General features: G+C 62.4%; 20 protein-coding genes. 13 read left to right on the top strand and 7 right to left on the bottom strand.

Annotation, left to right across the window (positions count from 1 at the left end; translation table 11 throughout):
* Window positions 1-3: 3 nt before the first annotated feature.
* Together tyrS and AC56QP_RS03020 are read right to left on the bottom strand one after the other, a co-directional pair.
* Entirely contained in the window at window positions 4-1,257 is a 1,254-nt protein-coding gene (tyrS, locus tag AC56QP_RS03025; RefSeq protein WP_489860995.1) for a tyrosine--tRNA ligase, read from the bottom strand.
* Window positions 1,258-1,458: 201 nt separating this feature from the next.
* Window positions 1,459-1,650, bottom strand: a complete 192-nt coding sequence (locus AC56QP_RS03020; protein ID WP_143019425.1) for a hypothetical protein — start codon at window positions 1,648-1,650, stop codon at window positions 1,459-1,461.
* Between AC56QP_RS03020 and AC56QP_RS03015 the strand changes: the two genes are divergently transcribed.
* The 4 genes from AC56QP_RS03015 (at window position 1,628) to AC56QP_RS03000 (ending at window position 5,245) form a co-directional block, all read left to right on the top strand.
* Window positions 1,628-2,362 (top strand): glycosyltransferase family 2 protein, encoded by a 735-nt coding sequence (locus AC56QP_RS03015; RefSeq protein ID WP_489860996.1) that lies wholly within the window; start codon window positions 1,628-1,630, stop codon window positions 2,360-2,362. The genes AC56QP_RS03020 and AC56QP_RS03015 overlap by 23 nt on opposite strands.
* Window positions 2,355-2,690: a lipid-A-disaccharide synthase N-terminal domain-containing protein gene (locus tag AC56QP_RS03010; protein ID WP_256750863.1), complete on the top strand. Its 336-nt coding sequence runs from the start codon at window positions 2,355-2,357 to the stop codon at window positions 2,688-2,690. Before AC56QP_RS03015 ends, AC56QP_RS03010 begins: the two co-directional genes overlap by 8 nt.
* Window positions 2,691-2,731: 41 nt before the next feature.
* Entirely contained in the window at window positions 2,732-4,381 is a 1,650-nt protein-coding gene (locus AC56QP_RS03005; RefSeq protein WP_489860997.1) for an ArnT family glycosyltransferase, read from the top strand.
* A 111-nt stretch (window positions 4,382-4,492) separates the two neighbouring features.
* Window positions 4,493-5,245: a phosphatase PAP2 family protein gene (locus AC56QP_RS03000; RefSeq protein ID WP_489860998.1), complete on the top strand. Its 753-nt coding sequence runs from the start codon at window positions 4,493-4,495 to the stop codon at window positions 5,243-5,245.
* Window positions 5,246-5,265: 20 nt separating this feature from the next.
* On the opposite strand, the gene AC56QP_RS02995 is transcribed toward AC56QP_RS03000, so the two are convergent.
* Window positions 5,266-5,916 carry an FMN-binding negative transcriptional regulator gene (locus AC56QP_RS02995; RefSeq protein WP_489860999.1) on the bottom strand — a complete coding sequence of 217 codons (651 nt, stop codon included), beginning with the start codon at window positions 5,914-5,916 and terminating at the stop codon, window positions 5,266-5,268.
* Between the two features lie 21 nt (window positions 5,917-5,937).
* Window positions 5,938-6,612 (bottom strand): alpha/beta hydrolase, encoded by a 675-nt coding sequence (locus AC56QP_RS02990; protein WP_091578247.1) that lies wholly within the window; start codon window positions 6,610-6,612, stop codon window positions 5,938-5,940.
* 241 nt (window positions 6,613-6,853) lie between these two features.
* Here AC56QP_RS02990 and AC56QP_RS02985 point away from each other — a divergent pair, with 241 nt between their 5' ends.
* The 8 genes from AC56QP_RS02985 to sufA all read left to right on the top strand — a co-directional run bounded on the left by AC56QP_RS02985 (window position 6,854) and on the right by sufA (window position 14,444).
* The gene (locus AC56QP_RS02985; protein ID WP_489863701.1) at window positions 6,854-8,032 is read left to right on the top strand and encodes a cysteine desulfurase family protein; all 1,179 of its coding nucleotides are present in this window, start codon (window positions 6,854-6,856) and stop codon (window positions 8,030-8,032) included.
* 188 nt (window positions 8,033-8,220) lie between these two features.
* Window positions 8,221-9,738 carry a Fe-S cluster assembly protein SufB gene (gene sufB / locus AC56QP_RS02980; RefSeq protein ID WP_256750867.1) on the top strand — a complete coding sequence of 506 codons (1,518 nt, stop codon included), beginning with the start codon at window positions 8,221-8,223 and terminating at the stop codon, window positions 9,736-9,738.
* Window positions 9,739-9,765: 27 nt separating this feature from the next.
* Complete coding sequence (gene sufC / locus AC56QP_RS02975; RefSeq protein ID WP_489861000.1) at window positions 9,766-10,521, top strand: Fe-S cluster assembly ATPase SufC; 756 nt, start codon at window positions 9,766-9,768, stop codon at window positions 10,519-10,521.
* 19 nt (window positions 10,522-10,540) lie between these two features.
* Entirely contained in the window at window positions 10,541-11,809 is a 1,269-nt protein-coding gene (sufD, locus tag AC56QP_RS02970) for a Fe-S cluster assembly protein SufD (protein ID WP_489861001.1), read from the top strand.
* 5 nt (window positions 11,810-11,814) lie between these two features.
* Window positions 11,815-13,059, top strand: coding sequence for a cysteine desulfurase (locus AC56QP_RS02965; protein WP_489861002.1), 1,245 nt, complete (start codon window positions 11,815-11,817; stop codon window positions 13,057-13,059).
* A gap of 5 nt (window positions 13,060-13,064) precedes the next feature.
* A complete protein-coding gene (locus AC56QP_RS02960; protein WP_256750870.1) occupies window positions 13,065-13,457 on the top strand; it encodes an SUF system Fe-S cluster assembly protein in 393 nt (130 codons plus the stop codon).
* 20 nt (window positions 13,458-13,477) lie between these two features.
* Window positions 13,478-13,978 carry a DMP19 family protein gene (locus AC56QP_RS02955; RefSeq protein ID WP_489861003.1) on the top strand — a complete coding sequence of 167 codons (501 nt, stop codon included), beginning with the start codon at window positions 13,478-13,480 and terminating at the stop codon, window positions 13,976-13,978.
* 85 nt (window positions 13,979-14,063) lie between these two features.
* A complete protein-coding gene (gene sufA, locus AC56QP_RS02950; protein ID WP_013532156.1) occupies window positions 14,064-14,444 on the top strand; it encodes a Fe-S cluster assembly scaffold SufA in 381 nt (126 codons plus the stop codon).
* Window positions 14,445-14,477: 33 nt separating this feature from the next.
* Here the strand turns inward: sufA and AC56QP_RS02945 are convergent, their stop codons facing one another.
* Window positions 14,478-14,975, bottom strand: a complete 498-nt coding sequence (locus tag AC56QP_RS02945; RefSeq protein WP_489861004.1) for a GFA family protein — start codon at window positions 14,973-14,975, stop codon at window positions 14,478-14,480.
* A 90-nt stretch (window positions 14,976-15,065) separates the two neighbouring features.
* Between AC56QP_RS02945 and AC56QP_RS02940 the strand changes: the two genes are divergently transcribed.
* Complete coding sequence (locus AC56QP_RS02940; RefSeq protein WP_091578257.1) at window positions 15,066-15,389, top strand: TfoX/Sxy family protein; 324 nt, start codon at window positions 15,066-15,068, stop codon at window positions 15,387-15,389.
* 11 nt (window positions 15,390-15,400) lie between these two features.
* Here AC56QP_RS02940 and AC56QP_RS02935 read toward each other — a convergent pair whose 3' ends face one another.
* Entirely contained in the window at window positions 15,401-16,318 is a 918-nt protein-coding gene (locus AC56QP_RS02935) for a pseudouridine-5'-phosphate glycosidase (RefSeq protein WP_489861005.1), read from the bottom strand.
* 75 nt (window positions 16,319-16,393) lie between these two features.
* Window positions 16,394-17,338, bottom strand: a complete 945-nt coding sequence (locus AC56QP_RS02930; RefSeq protein ID WP_489861006.1) for a carbohydrate kinase family protein — start codon at window positions 17,336-17,338, stop codon at window positions 16,394-16,396.
* Window positions 17,339-17,390: the final 52 nt, after the last annotated feature.

Genomic DNA, 17,390 nt, shown 5'->3' with positions numbered 1-17,390 from the left:
ACCTCAGGCCGGCCGCACGAGGATGTGCTTTTTCCTGCCGAGAGAAAGCTTTACGACGTTTTCCGGGCTCAAATCCCTGGGCGTCACCAGCCGGCGATCATCGCTGACAGGCTGATCGTTCAAGCGCACGGCACCACCTTGCACATGCCGTCGCGCTTCACCGTTCGACGCCGCCAGCCCGGCGGTTACCAGAAGCGACAGGATGCCGACGCCGGCTTCGAGCTTGGCGTTTTCAACCTCGACGGTCGGCAGCGACTCGGCGAGCGCGCCTTCCTCGAAGGTCTTGCGCGCCGTCTCGCTGGCTCTTTCCGCCGCCTCGCGGCCGTGCAGCATGGCGGCGATTTCGGTGGCGAGCACCTTCTTCGCCTCGTTGATCTCGGATCCGCCGAGTTGCTCAAGGCGTGCGACTTCGCTCAAGGGCAGCGTCGTGTACAGTTTCAGGAACCGGCCGACGTCGGCATCCTCGGTGTTGCGCCAATACTGCCAGAATTCATAGGGGCTCAGCATTTCCGCATCGAGCCAGACCGCGCCCGAGGCCGACTTGCCCATCTTGGCGCCCGACGAGGTGGTGAGCAGCGGCGTGGTCAGCGCGTAGAGTTGAGCATCCTCCATGCGACGGCCGAGGTCGATGCCGTTGATGATGTTGCCCCACTGGTCGGAGCCGCCCATCTGCAGGCGACAGCCAAGGCGCTTGTAGAGCTCGACGAAATCATAGGCCTGCAGGATCATATAATTGAATTCGAGGAACGACAGCGACTGTTCGCGATCGAGCCGGAGCTTGACGGAATCGAACGCGAGCATGCGGTTGACGGAAAAGTGACGGCCGACGTCGCGCAGGAAATTGACGTAGTTGAGCTCCATCAACCAGTCGGCATTGTTGACCATGATCGCGTCATTCGGGCCGCTGCCGAATTTGAGGTAAGGCATGAAGTTGCGGCGGATGCCGGCGAGGTTGTCGTCGATATCCTGCGGCGTCAGCAGCTTGCGCGCCTCGTCCTTGAAGGACGGATCGCCGATCATCGAAGTGCCGCCGCCCATCAGCGCGATCGGCCGATGGCCGGTCTGCTGCAGCCAGTGCAGCATCATGATCTGGATCAGCGATCCGGCGTGCAGGCTCCTGGCTGTCGCGTCGAAGCCGATATAGGCCGTCACCGTCTCCCTGGCGAAGAGATTGTCGAGGCCGGCATCATCCGAAGTCTGGTGGATGAAACCGCGCTCACTCATCGTGCGCAGGAAATCGGATTTGAAGGCGGACATTGTTTCTTTCCCGAAAGCGCCCGGCCGCTGCGGCTCTGGCGTGCATGAACGCGGGCGTTTAGCATCCAAGCGCGATCAGCAAAAGTGGAATCCGGTTTTGCGTCAGATCGCGCGTCAACGAAGAACTCGCGATCAGCAAAAGTGGAATCCGGTTTTGCGGCTGATTGCGCTTGCGCGAATGATCGCAAGACGCCGAAGCGATCACCCGTTGTTGAAACGTTGCAGCGAGCCTTCCGGCACGAATGCTTGCTTCATCGTTTCGGCTGGCGTAATGAGGCGCCGCGCCAGAAGGTTCTTGCAGCCCACGACCTCGAACGGCACCGCACGGCATCCATCCAATGCCATATCCGACGACAGAGCCCGACGCGACATGCCGGACGCATTGATATCCATCGTCATTCCTTGCAGGAACGAGGCGGCAAACCTGCCGCTGCTGATCGATGAGATCGAGGCGGCGATGGTGGGCCGCGACTTCGAACTGATCATCGTCAATGACGGTTCGACCGACGAGACCGCTTCGGTGCTCGCCGAGCAGGCGGCAATTCGCGCGTTTCCGCTGCGGGAATTGCGGCACCGGAAATCCGCCGGCCAGAGCCTTTCCGTGCGTTCGGGCGCCTGGGCGGCACGCGGCAGCATCGTCGCCACGATCGACGGCGATGGCCAGAACGATCCGCAATACATTCCGGTGCTGGTCGATGCCTTGCGGCAGGCCGGGCCCGAGTTCGGCGCAGCACAAGGGCAGCGCCTCAAGCGCCGCGACAGCAAGGTCAAGCAGCTGGCGTCGCGTTTCGCCAACTGGCTGAGAAACGCCATCCTGCATGACGAGACGCGCGACACCGGCTGCGGCCTGAAGGCGGTCCATACCGATATCCTGCGCAAATTGCCGTTCTTCGACGGCACCCATCGCTTCGTTCCGGCGCTGGTCATCCAGGAGGGGTACCGCGTCGTGCATTGCGACGTCGTCGATCGTTCGCGCCGCCACGGCAAGTCGAATTACGGGATTTTCGATCGCGGCCTGCAGGGCGCGCTCGATCTCGGCGGAGTCTGGTGGCTGCGCCGCAGGCGCCGCAGAATGCCCAAAGTAGAGGAAATCAGGCATGGGTAACGTGCTTCAGGAATTGGTGACCTGGCTTCACCAGGTTTTCATCAAGCAGTTCGATGCGTGGATCCTGCTCGGCTTCATCGCCCAGTTCTTCTTCACCATGCGCTTCGTCGTGCAGTGGCTCGCCTCGGAAAAGGCCAAGCGAAGCGTCGTGCCGGTCGCCTTCTGGTTCTTCTCGCTGTTCGGCGGCGGCCTGCTTCTGATCTATGCCATCCAGCGTCAGGATCCAGTGTTCATCGCCGGGCAGGCCATGGGCATGTTCATCTATATCCGCAATCTCTGGCTGATCGCCAATGAGCGCAAGGCGGCGGCGATGACCAAGGTCGATTGAGCGGCCTGGGCACTTCGAAAAATGGTCAGAGAGGCTGAAGCATGGCGTTGAACAGGAACTACATCCTTCTCTTCCTGTTCAGCCTGGTGATGACGGTTTCGGGGCTGGCGTCGATGCCGCCGATCGACCGTGATGAACCGCGCTTCGTACAGGCCACCAAGCAGATGGTCGAGACTGGCGACTTTGTCGACATCCGCTTTCAGGACGCCTCGCGCTACCAGAAGCCGATCGGTATCTATTGGCTGCAATCCGCGGCCGTGATGCTGAGCGGCGAGGGTGCCGAGGCGCCGATCTGGGTCTATCGCACCGTCTCGGCGCTCGGCATTGCCATTGCGGTGCTGGCGATAGTCTGGACCGGCACCAATCTTTTCGGAGCCAATGCCGGTATCGCCGCCGGCCTGGTCATGGCCGCGATCTTCGCCACCGCCTTCGAGGGCCGCGACGCCAAGACCGATGCGATGCTGCTGGCCTGTTGCGTGGCGGCGCAAGGCGCGCTGGCGCAGATCTATCTGGCATCGCGCCGGAAAGAACCTGTGGCCGGCCATCTGTGGTGGATCTTCTGGATAGCGCAGGGTGCTGCGATCCTCATCAAGGGACCGATTGCGCCGCTGCTGTCGGCGCTCACCATTGCGGTGCTGTTTGCCTTCGAGCGCGACGGGCGCTGGCTGGCGAAGCTCAAAGTGGGGCGCGGCCTGGCGCTGGTCGTGCTGATCGTGCTGCCCTGGCTTGCCCTGATCACCTGGAAAAGCCATGGCGCTTTCCTGCAGCAGGCCGTCGGCAAGGACATGCTTGGCAAGGTCGCGTCGGGCGAGGAATCGCACGGCCTGCCGCCCGGCTTCTACATGCTGACCTACTCGCTGTTCATGTGGCCTTTCGGCCTGATCGCGGTTGGTGCCGGGCTCCAGGCGCTCAACCGGTTGCGCGACGATCCCCGGCTGCGTTTCTGCCTTGCCTGGTACATCCCATTCTGGCTGGTGTTCGAGCTCATTCCGACAAAGCTGCCGCACTATGTCCTGCCGGCCTACCCCGGCATGGCGCTGCTGATCGGCTGGCTGCTGACATTGTCGCCGCAGGATGCCAATGCACCGCTCAGACGCTGGCAAAGCTGGTTGTGGTGGTCGACCGCATTCGGCCTGGTCGTGGTCAGCCTCGGCCTGGCGGTGGTGTGCGTGGGCGCGCCGATCTACCTCACCGGCACCTTCTCATGGTGGAGCATTCCGGCGGCGGCCGCAGCACTCGGCGCCGGCTACTTCGCCTTTTCGCGGCGCTTGCAAGTGCCGCTTTGGCGCATTGCCGCCGTCGCGGTTTGTGCGGGCATCACCTATGCCTTGTTGTTCGGCGTCATCGCGCCCTCGCTGAAGCCGATCTGGCTGAGCCCGGCGATCGAGGCGGCGGTCCGCGCCAACAGGCCTTGCGACACCACCGTGCTCGCCTCGGCGGGGTATCACGAACCGAGCCTGGTGTTCCTTGTCGGCACGAAAACGATTCTGACCGATGTCGATGGCGTCGCCAGGCATCTGCTTGCCGACCCTGCCTGTGCGCTGGCGCTGGCGCAGGTCGGCGATGAGCAGAAACTGAATGGCCTGCTGGCGGCACAAGGCAAATCCGCGAGCCGCGTTGCCCAGATCGACGGGCTCAACTATTCGTCGGGAGACAAACTGTCGCTCGGCCTTTACCGTGTGGTTCAATGATGGCTGTTCGATGATAGGGTCGAATTTCCAATGCTCGTGAAATCGCGCCCTTCTGTTTCCCGCGGGCTCCTTGGCGTGGGGCGCCGATCCCTGGACAATTTTCGCGATACGATGCAGATCGTAAGCAAGCGCTTTGCCGTTCGACCCGCCGGCTACCCGAACATAGTGTGGCCTGTCTGGGGCCTGGTCTGGGTTTTTCTGACGGCGGCAGCGTTTGTTCGCCTCGACACTCCGGCCGGAATGCTTCGCGACCAATGGTCGCCAGGGTTTGTCCACCTTGCCGATTTTTTCACGCAGTTCGGCCTGGGTGGCTGGTATCTCATTCCATCGGCGCTTCTGCTCGTCGCCGCGAACCTGACGGACTGGCGAAGCCTTTCGAGGCGCTCGCTGATGCTGGCCTACAACTGGACCTGCCTGGCATTTCTGGTGCTGAGCGCCGTCGGTCTGTCCGGCCTGACCGTCAATATGCTGAAATACGCCATCGGTCGGGCCCGCCCGCTCTATTTCCACGATTTTGGTGTTCTGTCCCTGCACCCCTTCGCCTTCGATGCGCGCTTCGCCGGCTTTCCGTCGGGCCATGCCACGACAATGGGCGCCGTGTTCGGGGTTGCCCTGCTTTTGTTTCCGCGCCGCTGGTACATCGCCTTGGCGATCACGGCGTGCATCGCGTCGACGCGGGTCTTTGTCGGCGCGCACTATCCCAGCGACACCGTCGCCGGCTTCGGCCTTGGCTGCGCCTTCGCGCTGGCCAGCGGACTGGTCTTTGCCCGACTTGGCTTCATCTTTCGTCCGACAGGGTCGGGATTGCCGATCCGCAAGGAGACGTTTTGGCTGATTGGCCCGACCAGGAAGACGGCAGCCTGAGCGCTCGGATTTGCCGAAGCCTAGTTGCCGTCGAGACCGCCATACGATCTCACCAGGCTGGCCATATCGGGTGACCGGTGGTCTTCGCTTTCCAGCCCTTGGACGACGCCGGCACGGTCGGCGACCGGCCGGTTCTGGCTGACCTTCCATTTGCCGTGGATTTCGTTGATCTCGATTTCCAGCCCGATGATGCCCTTGATCTGCGACTGGATGAAGGGCGCCGGCGCGTCGGTCACTGCCCAGGGGGCCTCGCGAGCGCCTTCCTGGGAGGCAGTCAGATCGGCAATCTGCCGCGCCAGCCAGTCCTGGTCATCCATCACCTTGACGGTGCCGCGCACCTGCACGATGGCGTAGTTCCAGGTTGGTACCACCTTGCCGGTCTCGCGCTTGGTCTCGTACCAGGACGGCGTCACATAGGCATCGCTGCCCTGGAAGACGATCAGCACCGGCGAGGCCGGATTGTCGGCCAACAGGCGCCATTGTGGATTGGCCCTGGCAAGATGCGCGCGCAGCCTGCCATTGGGCGGCACGTCGGCATCGAGCAGGAAGGGGATGGCATTGGCGACCGGCCCCTCGGCGCCGTTGCAAATCAACAGGCCCAGCGGATGTGCCCGGATCAGCCCGTGCAGGATGTCCGGCCGCGTTTCCTTGAATTGAGGAGGCTCGTACATCGCCTGTCGCTTCTTCGTGGTCTATCTCAGCCGCTTCGGCCGCGGATCGGACAATTCGCCGGCGAGCCGCCGGTCGAGATAGTCCGCGCATTCCTCGAGCAGCAGGTCTGCGTCGTTGGCGAAGAAGTGGTTGGCGCCAGGCAAGGTCTTCTGCGTGATGGTGATGCCCTTTTGCGTGTGCAGCTTGTCGACCAGGCCTTGCACGTCCTTCGGTGGCGCTACCTTATCGGCATCGCCATGAATGATCAGGCCCGATGACGGGCAGGGCGCCAGGAACGAGAAGTCATAGGTGTTGGGCTGCGGCGCGATCGAGATAAAGCCCTCGATCTCCGGCCGGCGCATCAGCAACTGCATGCCGATCCAAGAGCCGAACGAATAACCGGCGACCCAGCAGCTTTTGGAGTCCGGATGCAGCGACTGCACCCAGTCGAGTGCCGCGGCGGCATCCGACAGCTCGCCGGTGCCGTGATCGAATTCGCCCTGGCTGCGGCCGATGCCGCGGAAATTGAAGCGAAGCGTGGTGAAATCCCGCTTCTGGAACATATAGAAGAGGTCGTAGACGATCTTGTTGTTCATCGTGCCGCCAAATTGCGGATGCGGGTGCAGGATGATGGCAATCGGCGCGCTCTTTTCCTTGGAGGGCTGGTAGCGTCCCTCCAGACGGCCGGCAGGACCGGTGAAAATGACCTCAGGCATGAAATACTCCACTTAGGTAATACGAATGCGCGGCGCCCGGAACGTATCTTCCTCTGGCCTTGACGCAGGGCGAGCGTCTTCTTAGAAGCTAGTTTAGAATTGTTCAAAACTGAGTGGCCAAAACGTCGAGCCCGGCCACTCGCGCCGCAAGCCGCGTAAATAGGACGGCTCGCCTTGGAATTTCAAGGAAATAACGCCATACGACGGCGGAATGGCTTCTGACGGGACCAACTGGACGAAAATGGCCGGACTACGCGCCTATCTCGACTACAATGCCAGTGCGCCGCTGCTTGCGGTGGCGCGTGAGGCTATGGTCGCGGCGCTTGATGTCGCCGCCAACCCGTCGTCGGTCCACGCCGAGGGGCGTGCTGCACGACGCCCGATCGAGACTGCAAGGCGTGATGTGGCAGCGCTGGTCAACGCCAAGGCCGAGCATGTCGTGTTCACCTCCGGCGCGACGGAAGCCGCCTCGACGCTGCTGACACCCGATTGGCGGATGGGGCGCGGCGCGGTGCGCATGAGCCGGCTCTACGTGTCCGAGGCCGATCATCCCTGCCTGTTGAATGGCGGGCGCTTCCCGGCAGCGCAGGTGACGCGGATTGGCGTTGACGCCAACGGCATCGCCGACCTTGCAGCCCTGGCCGCGGCGCTTGCCGCGCACGACAAGGCCGATGGCCTGCCGCTGGTTGCAATCCATGCCGCCAACAACGAGACCGGGGTGATCCAGCCGATCGATCGGATTGCGGGGATCGTCAAGGCGGCGGGCGGCGTTCTCGTCGTTGACGCCGTCCAGGCCGCGGGCCGTGTTTCGATCGACATGGCAGCGGGTTACGCCGACTATCTTATTTTGTCTTCGCACAAGATCGGTGGTCCCAAGGGTGTCGGCGCCATTGTCGCCGCCTCCGATCTGATGATGCCGAAGCCCCTGATCAGTGGCGGTGGCCAGGAAAAGGGCCATCGCGGCGGCACGGAAAACCTCGCCGCCATCGCTGGTTTTGGCGCGGCCGCGCGCGAGGCGCAGACCGGATTGCCAACCATGGATGCGGTTGGGCATCGCCGCGACGAGATCGAGGCCATCGTGAAAATGCTGGTGCCGGACGTGGAAATCTTCGGAACCGGTTCGCCAAGGCTTGCCAACACGACATTCTTCGCTATTGCGGGCGTCAAGGCCGAAACCGCGCAGATCGCCTTCGATCTGGCGGGTGTGGCTCTGTCTGCCGGCTCAGCCTGTTCGTCGGGCAAGGTCGGGCCGAGCCATGTGCTGAAAGCCATGGGGCACAATGACAGCGTTGGCGCCTTGCGCGTGTCGATCGGTTCAGCGACGGGCGCTGAGGACATCGAGCTGTTCCGCACCGCGTTGGCGGGGATCGCCGCGCGGCAAAGCGCCAGGGAAAAGGCGGACCGGGAAAAGGCCGCGTGAGCGGCCAGGGATAGACAGGCTTCACCGCCTGGTAGAGCCGTGCGTTTCATGCTGGCCGGGTGAATTTCCGGTCGAAACGCACTATATGGAACTTACGCTGCCTCGGACTGCCCTTTGGGTGTTCATTTTGGCGGTGCCATAGTTTGAAAACTGCCGGGCCTTGACCCCGGCGTGGATGGAGAACGCTTATGCCTGCTGTGCAGGAGACGATCGATCGAGTCCGCAAGATCGATGTCGACCAGTATAAATATGGATTCCAGACCGAAATCGCGATGGACAAGGCCCCGAAGGGGCTGAGCGAAGACATCATCCGTTTCATTTCGGCCAAGAAGGACGAACCGTCCTGGATGCTGGAATGGCGTCTGGAAGCCTATCGCCGCTGGCTGACGCTTGACGAGCCGACCTGGGCGCGCGTCCATTACCCGAAGATCGATTTCCAGGACATCTATTTCTATGCGGCGCCCAAGAGCACGCCCGGCCCGACGTCGCTCAGCGATGTCGATCCCGAACTGCTGAAAGTCTATGAAAAGCTCGGCATTCCGCTGAGGGAGCAGGAAATCCTCGCCGGCGTGCAGAAAACCGACGCCTCGGAACTCGAGGAAGTCAGCGACAATGTCTACAAATCGGGCCGTGTCGCTGTCGACGCGGTGTTCGATTCCGTCTCCGTCGTCACCACCTTCAAGAAGGAGTTGGCGCAGGCCGGCGTCATATTCTGCTCGATCTCGGAAGCCATTCGCGAGCATCCGGAGCTGGTTAAGAAGTATCTCGGTTCGGTCGTGCCGACTTCCGACAACTACTATGCCACGCTGAATTCAGCTGTGTTCACCGACGGGTCCTTCGTCTTCGTGCCCAAGGGCGTGCGCTGCCCGATGGAACTGTCGACCTATTTCCGCATGAACGAGAAGAACACCGGCCAGTTCGAACGCACGTTGATCATCGCCGAGGAGGGGGCTTACGTCTCCTATCTCGAAGGCTGCACGGCGCCGCAGCGCGACGAGAACCAGCTTCATGCCGCGGTCGTCGAACTGGTGGCGCTCGACGACGCCGAGATCAAATATTCGACGGTGCAGAACTGGTACCCCGGCGACGCCGAGGGCAAGGGCGGCATCTACAATTTCGTCACCAAGCGCGGCGACTGCCGTGGCGACCGCTCGAAGATCTCGTGGACACAGGTCGAAACAGGATCGGCCATCACCTGGAAATATCCGAGCTGCATCCTGCGCGGCGACGATTCCAGCGGCGAGTTCTATTCGATCGCGGTGTCGAACGGCTACCAGCAGGTCGATAGCGGCACCAAGATGATCCATCTCGGCAAGAACACGTCGAGCCGCATCATCTCCAAGGGCATCGCCGCCGGCTTCTCGCAGAACACCTATCGCGGCCAGGTTTCGGCGCACCGCAAGGCGACCAACGCCCGCAACTTCACCAACTGCGACAGTCTGCTGATCGGCGACCAGTGCGGCGCGCACACCGTACCCTACATGGAAGCCAAGAATTCAACGGCGCAGTTCGAGCATGAGGCGACGACGTCCAAGATCTCCGAGGACCAGAAGTTCTACGTCATGCAGCGCGGCATTCCCGAGGAGGAGGCGATCGCGCTGATCGTCAACGGCTTCGTCAAGGACGTCATCCAGCAACTGCCGATGGAGTTCGCCGTCGAGGCGCAGAAGCTGATCGGCATCTCGCTTGAGGGCTCGGTCGGCTGACCGGACAGATATTCAGGAAACAAAAGAATGCTTGAGATCAAGAACCTGCACGCCCGCATCGTCGATGACGGCACCGAAATCATCCGCGGTCTGAACCTGACGGTGAAAGCCGGCGAGGTCGCCGCCATCATGGGTCCGAACGGCTCGGGAAAATCGACGCTGTCCTATATCCTCGCCGGGCGCGAGGACTATGAAGTCACCGAAGGCGACATCCTCTACAACGGCCAGTCGATCCTCGGAATGGATCCGGCCGAGCGCGCCACGTCAGGCATCTTCCTCGCCTTCCAGTATCCGATGGAGATACCGGGCGTGGCGACCATGGAATTCTTGAAGGTTGCGATGAATGAGCAGCGCAAGGCGCGTGGCGAGGAACCGCTGAAGATTCCGGAATTCCTCAAGCGCGTGAAGGAAGCCGCCGCCTCGCTCAGCATGGACATGGCGATGCTCAAGCGGCCGCTCAATGTCGGCTTCTCCGGCGGCGAGAAGAAGCGCGCCGAGATCCTGCAGATGAAGCTGCTGGAGCCGAAATTGTGCGTGCTCGACGAAACCGATTCCGGCCTCGACATCGACGCGCTGAAGATCGTTTCCGACGGCGTCAACGCGTTGCGCGCGCCGGACCGGGCGTTCCTGGTCATCACCCACTACCAGCGCCTGCTTGAACACATCGTGCCGGATAGCGTGCACGTGCTCTACAAGGGCCAGGTCATCAAGTCCGGCGACAAGTCGCTGGCGCTCGACCTGGAAGCCAATGGCTATGCCGGCGTGATCGGCGAAGCCGCGTGAGATGCCAGAGGCAAGACTGATGAATATGCACACACAGCCCCAGCGGACACCGGCCGAGACGGCGTTGATCGACGCCTTCGGCGAACGGTTGTCGCTGCTGCCGGGCGACGGCGCGGTGATGCTGAAGCGCGACGACGCCATCGAGGCGATCAAGCACGGCCTGCCGACGCGGCGCGTCGAATCCTGGCACTACACGGACCTCCGCCGGCTGCTGAATGCGGTGCCGGACTTCGATCCGGCCGCGGCGGTCAAGGCCATTGCTCCGATCGTGGAAGGTTCGGCCGTGTTGGCCGTGCTGAACGGCGTATCGAGCACGAAGGTGCCGGCCGTTGAGGGCGTCACCGTGCAGCGCCTGACGGAAAAGCTGATCGACGGCAGCATCGCGCCGGGGCTCGATCCCTATGGCAGCGACGATGCCATCGGCGCTTTGAACACCGCTTTCGTTGCAGATGGTTATTTTGTCGACATCGCCGATGGCGTCGAACTGGACAAGCCGATCGAACTGCAGAACCTGCAAGCCGGTGGCCAGACGCATGTGCGCCTGCCGGTGCGGGTCGGCGCCGGCGCCAAGGCCGTTATCGTCGAGCGTCAGACGGGTGACGGGGCTGCTCTGGTAAGTTCGGTCAGCCAGCTCGTGCTCGGCGAGGGCGCCGAGGTGACGTGGCTGATCGTCCAGGAACAGCCGGAAACGGCGACGCATCTGGCGCAGCTCAAGGCCCATATCGGCAAGAACGCCAAACTGACGCTGTTCGTCATGAATGCCGGCGGCAAGCTTGTGCGCCAGGAGATCATGGTCAAGACCACGGGCGAGGGCGCCGATTTCAAGCTGCGTGGTATCAACCTGCTTGCAGGCGACACCCATAGCGACGTGACCATGGTGCTCGACCACACCGTACCGCACACGACCTCGACGGAAGTGATCCGCAACGTGGTGACGGGCAAGGCGCGTGGCGTCTTCCAAGGCCGCATCAACGTCCATCAGTACGCGCAGAAGACCAATGCCAAGATGGCCTGCAACACGCTGCTGTTGTCGGACGACGGCGAGTTCTCGACCAAGCCCGAACTTGAAATCTTCGCCGACGACGTCGTCTGCGGCCATGGTGCGACGGTGACCGAAATAGACCACGACCACCTGTTCTACCTGATGGCGCGCGGCATCGACGAGAAGAGCGCGCGCGGCCTTCTGGTCAAGGCGTTTGTCGCCGAGGTGATCGAGGAACTGGACGACGAGACGATTGTCGAGGCGCTCGAAGCGCGGCTTGACGACTGGTTCGTGGCACACGGGTGATCCTGATGAACGCTCCAGGCAAGATCGGAGATTTCTACGACGTCGAGGCGATCCGCCGCGATTTCCCGATCCTGTCGCGGGAAGTCTATGGCAAGCCGCTGGTCTATCTCGACAACGGCGCCTCGGCGCAGAAGCCGCAGGTGGTGCTGGATACAATCCAGCACGCCTACAGCCAGGAATACGCCAACGTTCATCGTGGCCTGCATTTCTTGTCCAATGCCGCGACCGATGCGTATGAGAAGGCGCGCGAGACTGTGCGCCGTTTCCTCAACGCGCCGAGCACCGACAACATCGTCTTCACCTCGAACACGACGTCGGCGATCAACACGGTCGCCTATGGCTATGGCATGCCCAACATCGGCGAGGGCGACGAGATCGTGCTGTCGATCATGGAGCACCACTCTAACATCGTGCCGTGGCATTTCATCCGCGAGCGTCAGGGCGCCAGGCTGGTCTGGGTGCCGGTCGACGATCTCGGCGTCTTCCACATCGAGGAATTCGAGAAGCGGCTGACCGACCGCACCAAGCTTGTCGCCATCACGCAGATGTCGAATGCGCTGGGCACGGTGACGCCGATCAAGGAGATCGTGCGCATTGCGCATGCGCGCGGCATTCCAGTGCTGGTCGACGGCAGCCAGAGCGCCGTGCACATGCCGATCGACGTGCAGGATCTCGATTGCGATTTCTTCGTCTTCACCGGCCACAAGGTCTACGGTCCGTCCGGCATCGGCGTGCTCTATGGCAAGAAGGACATTCTCCTGGGCATGCGACCGTTCATGGGCGGTGGCGAGATGATCGAGGAAGTGACGGAAGACATCGTCACCTACAACGAGCCGCCGCATCGCTTCGAGGCCGGCACGCCGCCGATCGTCCAGGCAATCGGGCTGGGCGCCGCACTCGACTATATGGAAAAGGTCGGCCGCGAGCGCATTGCCGCACACGAGGAAGACCTCAAGACCTATGCCCACGAGCGGCTGCGCGCCATCAATTCGCTGCGCATCTTCGGCGACGCACCGGGCAAGGGGGCGATCATTTCCTTCGAGTTGCAGGGCATTCATGCCCATGACGTCTCGATGGTGATAGACAGGCAGGGCGTTGCAGTGCGGGCAGGCACCCATTGTGCCCAGCCGCTGTTGAAACGTTTTGGCGTAACCTCCACATGCAGGGCATCGTTCGGCATGTATAATACCAGGGCCGAAGTCGACGCTTTGGCGGAAGCGCTCGAAAAAGCGCGAAAGTTCTTCGGGTGACGATCATGGACGATGCTAGCCATACCACAGAGACCGCACCGGAAGCGGCCATCAACCCGCTGGTTTCCGCTTCGGCCATTCCCGCCGACGAATTGGCACGGCTGACCGACGACATCGTCTCGGCGCTGAAGACCGTCTACGACCCGGAAATCCCGGCCGACATCTACGAGCTTGGCCTTATCTACAAGATCGACATCGAGGACGACCGTTCGGTCAAGATCGACATGACGCTGACCGCGCCCGGCTGCCCTGTCGCCGGCGAAATGCCCGGCTGGGTGGAAAATGCCGTCGGCGCCGTCGAAGGTGTCTCCGGCGTCGAAGTCAACATGACCTTCGACCCGCCCTGGTCGCCCGACCGCATGTCGGAAGAGGCGCAGGTGGCGGTGGGTTGGTATTGAGGGGCGATTAGGCGAACTGGATGTCCGACAAATCTTCGCCGGATGCCCCAAGAGAAGGCGACATTCCGCCTTCGGCGAGGGTGGTCGAGGCTTGGGGCGCTCCGGTTCTCGACGTTCTTGAAGAACCGGCTGAGTATCACAGAGTTGTTGGTGCAATGCCTTCCGCGATCAGGAACGTCATCTGCGTCGAGTTGCTAAGTTGGCAGGTCCTCAACGGTGGCTTCAGACAGTATTTTTGGAATTCTTATGGGATAACGGCGCAAGGGGCGATTCAAGGTTTCCGCACCATGGGCCTTGAAAAGCATGCAGAACTGACGCGCCGGGCCTGCGCCTTGCTGGGCGAATGTTTTCCCGAAGAGCGTTTGGCAAGAATGGAAATCGTGGGTGATGTCAGTGGCAGCGGCATAGATTTTGATGCCTTGGACAACGCATTCTATGCCTTGGAGGAAAATGAACGAGAGTCGTCTGAAGCTGTGCTCAATGCGTACTCGACGGCAGCGCTGCATGGACAATGGCAATAAAGACCTTGCAGCGTGACGCCAATATAACCATTTTGATGGATGAATGATCCGCGGGCCTTGAACCCGCGTGAAGGTGGAGAATGACATGGGACGCTTTGCCGTCATCACGATGACCGAAAAGGCCGCCGACCGGGTGCGCGAGATTGTCGCCACCCGCGACAACGCGCATGGCATTCGCCTCGGCATCAAGAAGGGCGGCTGCGCCGGCATGGAATACACGGTCGATCTGGTGACCGAACCCAACACCAAGGACGACCACATCGAGCGCGACGGCGCGCATGTCTATGTGGCGCCTGAGGCGGCCCTGTTCCTGTTCGGCACCGAGATGGATTTCGAGCAGACGACGCTGCGCACCGGTTTCACCTTCCACAATCCGAACCAGAGTTCGGCCTGCGGCTGCGGCGAATCCGTCGAACTGAAGCCGGCTGACTTGAAGGCGCTGGCAGAGGCGCGGGCGTCGGCCTGAGATCTTCCTTCCCCGCAAACGGGGAGAAGGACGCTACTCCACCCACATCTTCATTCGTTTGTGCCAGTCGGCGATCGATTCCTCCGGATAGACGTCGAACGTCTTGTCGCCCTTACCGATATCAGGCTCGACCCAGTTCGCCTTGTACTTCAGCATCAGATGCACCTTGCTTGGAGGCTTCGGCAAGTCGCTGTCGATCGCCGAGGCGAAGGGATGCACCAGTTCCGGCCAGGTCGGATCGTAGAGCCACAGTGCCGATCCGCATTTCCTGCAGAAATTCCGCTCGCCTGACGAGACTTCGCACCGCGGATGCTCGTCATCCTCGATCTCGGCTCGATAAACGCCGAGATTGCGCTTGCCGGTAATTTTCATCGTTTTGCAGTCAGCGCCGAGATTGATGGCGAAGCCGCCACCACCCTGTTGCTTGCGGCAGATCGAGCAGTAGCAGAGCATGAACGGCACCGGCGTGTGGCTCTCGACCTCGAAACGCACGGCGTTGCACCGGCAGGACCCTTTGAGCAGAAGCGGCATGAAAAACTCCGACGAATTTCGTTCTCAACCTGTCAGCATGGTTTTGGTTGCGGCGATGACAATGCCAGATGCCGATGTCATGATCGCGGCATGGACAATGAACGCATAGCCGAACTTTTCGAAGGCCTTGGCCCGGTCAGCATCCGCAAATTGTTCGGCGGCAAGGGCATCTATTTCGACGGCGTCATCGTCGCCATCGTGCTGCGCGGCGAATTGATGCTGAAGGCGGACGAGCAAAGCGCGCCCGCCTTCGAAGCCGCCGGTTGCAAGCAATGGACCTATACCGGCTCGCGGCACGGCAAGCTGGTCTCCATGCCCTACTGGAGTATTCCCGACAGCGCCTTCGACGATCCGGACGAGATGGCGGTGTGGGCGCGCCGCGCCCATGAGGCGGGACGGCGCGCCGGCAAGTAGCTGCGTGGAAACTACAATGCCCTGGCGATCTTCGCCGCCAGTCGTGCATTGTTTTCGACCAGGGCGATGTTGGTCTTCAGGCTCCTGCCGCCGGTCAGTTCGAGGATCTTCGACAGCAGGAATGGCGTCACCGCCTTGCCGGTTACGTTGAGCGCCTCGGCTGCCTTCTGCGCGGCTTCGATATAGCCGGCCATCTCTTCGGCCGGGATTTCGTGGTTCTCCGGTACCGGGTTGGCGATCAGCATGCCGCCGCCAAGCCCGAGTGCCTGCCGCGTCTGGTAGAAATGCGCGATGTCTTCCGGCTTGTACAAGGTCAACGGCGCGCGGAACGGCGAATGCCGCGACCAGAAGGCTGGCATCGTCTCGCAGCCATGGCCGACCACCGGCACGCCGCGCGTCTCCAGCACTTCCAGCGTCTTTTCAATGTCGAGGATGGCTTTGGCGCCGGCCGATACGACGATGACCGGCGTGCGCGCCAACTCGTCGAGATCGGCGGAAATGTCAAAACTCTTTTCGCCGCCCTTGTGCACGCCGCCGATGCCGCCGGTGGCGAACACCTCGATGCCGACCATATGCGCCGCGATCATCGTGGCGGCGACCGTGGTGCCGCCGGTGCGCCCTTGCGCGACGGCAAAGCCGAGGTCGGCGCGCGACAGCTTCATGGCATCGCCGGTCATGGCGAGCGATTCGCGCTCACCGTCCGAAAGCCCGATCTTGATGCGGCCGGCAACCACGGCGATCGTCGCTGGCACGGCGCCGCCATCGGTGATGATCTTTTCGACGTCCGCCGCCATGGCGCCATTGTCGGGGTAGGGCATGCCGTGGGTGATGATGGTGCTTTCCAGCGCCACCACCGGCCGCCCGGCAGCCAAGGCTTGCGCCACCGGCGCATGGATGTCGATGAAGGGGCGGGCGGTCTCTGGCGTCATCTTGATCTCCAACCCGGAGTGCGGCGATCCATCGGGACGCGCGAGCGGCACTCCGGCACTATGAATTTGCCGGTCTCATGCCACTTCCTGCGCATCCGGCACAAGGGCCAGCGCCTCGCAGAAGCTCGCCGCGGTGAAATCGGGAACGGCGTCGGCGCTTTCGATGGCCAGCGTCGCCGCGGCGACACCCTCGCGCAGTGCCGCGCGCAGGGGCATGCCACGCAGCAGGCCGGCAACGGTTGCGCCCGCCAGCGCATCGCCGGCGCCGGTAACATCCGCCACCTTCCTGGGAGCGGGCGGCATGACGGCAAAGGTGCCATCCCGGTCGAAACCCAGCACCGGGCCGCCGCCCGCCGTCACCACCGCGCTGTCGAGGCCGGCGCGTTTCAGGCCATCAACGATATCTTGCCCGGACGCCGTACCGTCCAGGCCAGCCAAGGCGACGGCTTCGCGCTGGTTCATGAAGACGACGGCCAGATGGCCGAGGACCGATTTCAAACGCACGATCTTGGCCGGCGAAATGGCAATGGCGAACACGGGCTTGCCGGCGGCAAGCAAAACCAGCCGCTCCAGTGCCGCCGAAGGCAGATTGGCGTCGCACAGAATGGCATCGGCGGTGGCGATCACCTCCCGCACCTTGGAACGACGAATCTGCTTGGGAAACGCCAACTCATAGAGCGCCATGTCGGCGAAGCCGACGATCAGTTCGCCCTCGCGGTCGATCAGCGCCGTGTAGCTCGGCGTCGTCCGATCAAGGAACACGGCGGACAGGTCGGCAATGCCTGCTTCCGCGATGGCTCGCGCGACGGTATCGGCGGCGGCATCGCCACCACGCACCGACAGCAGCGAGGCGGAGACTCCGCGCCGCACCAGACTGCGCAACGCGTTGAAGACGCCGCCGCCGACATCCTCGCGCATCGTGCCCGGATTGGAGGCGGCGGGCACGTAAGCGCCCGAAACCTGGCCGCGCCGGTCGATATGGGCACCGCCCACCGCCAGAATTCTTGGAGATTTCACCATGCCGGCGATATGACCTTTGTTATTCCACCCGCACAAGCGCTAGGCTGCGTGA

Source organism: Mesorhizobium sp. RCAM 05104, assembly GCF_059683645.1.
This window is presented reverse-complemented; position numbering and strand designations above follow the sequence as displayed.

Bases quoted from the DNA above. Each gene is read 5' to 3' on its own strand.
- tyrS (WP_489860995.1), bottom strand. From the start codon at position 1,257: ATGTCCGCCTTCAAATCCGATTTCCTGCGCACGATGAGTGAGCGCGGT.
- AC56QP_RS03015 (WP_489860996.1), top strand. From the start codon at position 1,628: ATGCCGGACGCATTGATATCCATCGTCATTCCTTGCAGGAACGAGGCG.
- AC56QP_RS03020 (WP_143019425.1), bottom strand. From the start codon at position 1,650: ATGGATATCAATGCGTCCGGCATGTCGCGTCGGGCTCTGTCGTCGGAT.
- AC56QP_RS03010 (WP_256750863.1), top strand. From the start codon at position 2,355: ATGGGTAACGTGCTTCAGGAATTGGTGACCTGGCTTCACCAGGTTTTC.
- AC56QP_RS03005 (WP_489860997.1), top strand. From the start codon at position 2,732: ATGGCGTTGAACAGGAACTACATCCTTCTCTTCCTGTTCAGCCTGGTG.
- AC56QP_RS03000 (WP_489860998.1), top strand. From the start codon at position 4,493: ATGCAGATCGTAAGCAAGCGCTTTGCCGTTCGACCCGCCGGCTACCCG.
- AC56QP_RS02995 (WP_489860999.1), bottom strand. From the start codon at position 5,916: ATGTACGAGCCTCCTCAATTCAAGGAAACGCGGCCGGACATCCTGCAC.
- AC56QP_RS02990 (WP_091578247.1), bottom strand. From the start codon at position 6,612: ATGCCTGAGGTCATTTTCACCGGTCCTGCCGGCCGTCTGGAGGGACGC.
- AC56QP_RS02985 (WP_489863701.1), top strand. From the start codon at position 6,854: ATGGCCGGACTACGCGCCTATCTCGACTACAATGCCAGTGCGCCGCTG.
- sufB (WP_256750867.1), top strand. From the start codon at position 8,221: ATGCCTGCTGTGCAGGAGACGATCGATCGAGTCCGCAAGATCGATGTC.
- sufC (WP_489861000.1), top strand. From the start codon at position 9,766: ATGCTTGAGATCAAGAACCTGCACGCCCGCATCGTCGATGACGGCACC.
- sufD (WP_489861001.1), top strand. From the start codon at position 10,541: ATGAATATGCACACACAGCCCCAGCGGACACCGGCCGAGACGGCGTTG.
- AC56QP_RS02965 (WP_489861002.1), top strand. From the start codon at position 11,815: ATGAACGCTCCAGGCAAGATCGGAGATTTCTACGACGTCGAGGCGATC.
- AC56QP_RS02960 (WP_256750870.1), top strand. From the start codon at position 13,065: ATGGACGATGCTAGCCATACCACAGAGACCGCACCGGAAGCGGCCATC.
- AC56QP_RS02955 (WP_489861003.1), top strand. From the start codon at position 13,478: ATGTCCGACAAATCTTCGCCGGATGCCCCAAGAGAAGGCGACATTCCG.
- sufA (WP_013532156.1), top strand. From the start codon at position 14,064: ATGGGACGCTTTGCCGTCATCACGATGACCGAAAAGGCCGCCGACCGG.
- AC56QP_RS02945 (WP_489861004.1), bottom strand. From the start codon at position 14,975: ATGCCGCTTCTGCTCAAAGGGTCCTGCCGGTGCAACGCCGTGCGTTTC.
- AC56QP_RS02940 (WP_091578257.1), top strand. From the start codon at position 15,066: ATGGACAATGAACGCATAGCCGAACTTTTCGAAGGCCTTGGCCCGGTC.
- AC56QP_RS02935 (WP_489861005.1), bottom strand. From the start codon at position 16,318: ATGACGCCAGAGACCGCCCGCCCCTTCATCGACATCCATGCGCCGGTG.
- AC56QP_RS02930 (WP_489861006.1), bottom strand. From the start codon at position 17,338: ATGGTGAAATCTCCAAGAATTCTGGCGGTGGGCGGTGCCCATATCGAC.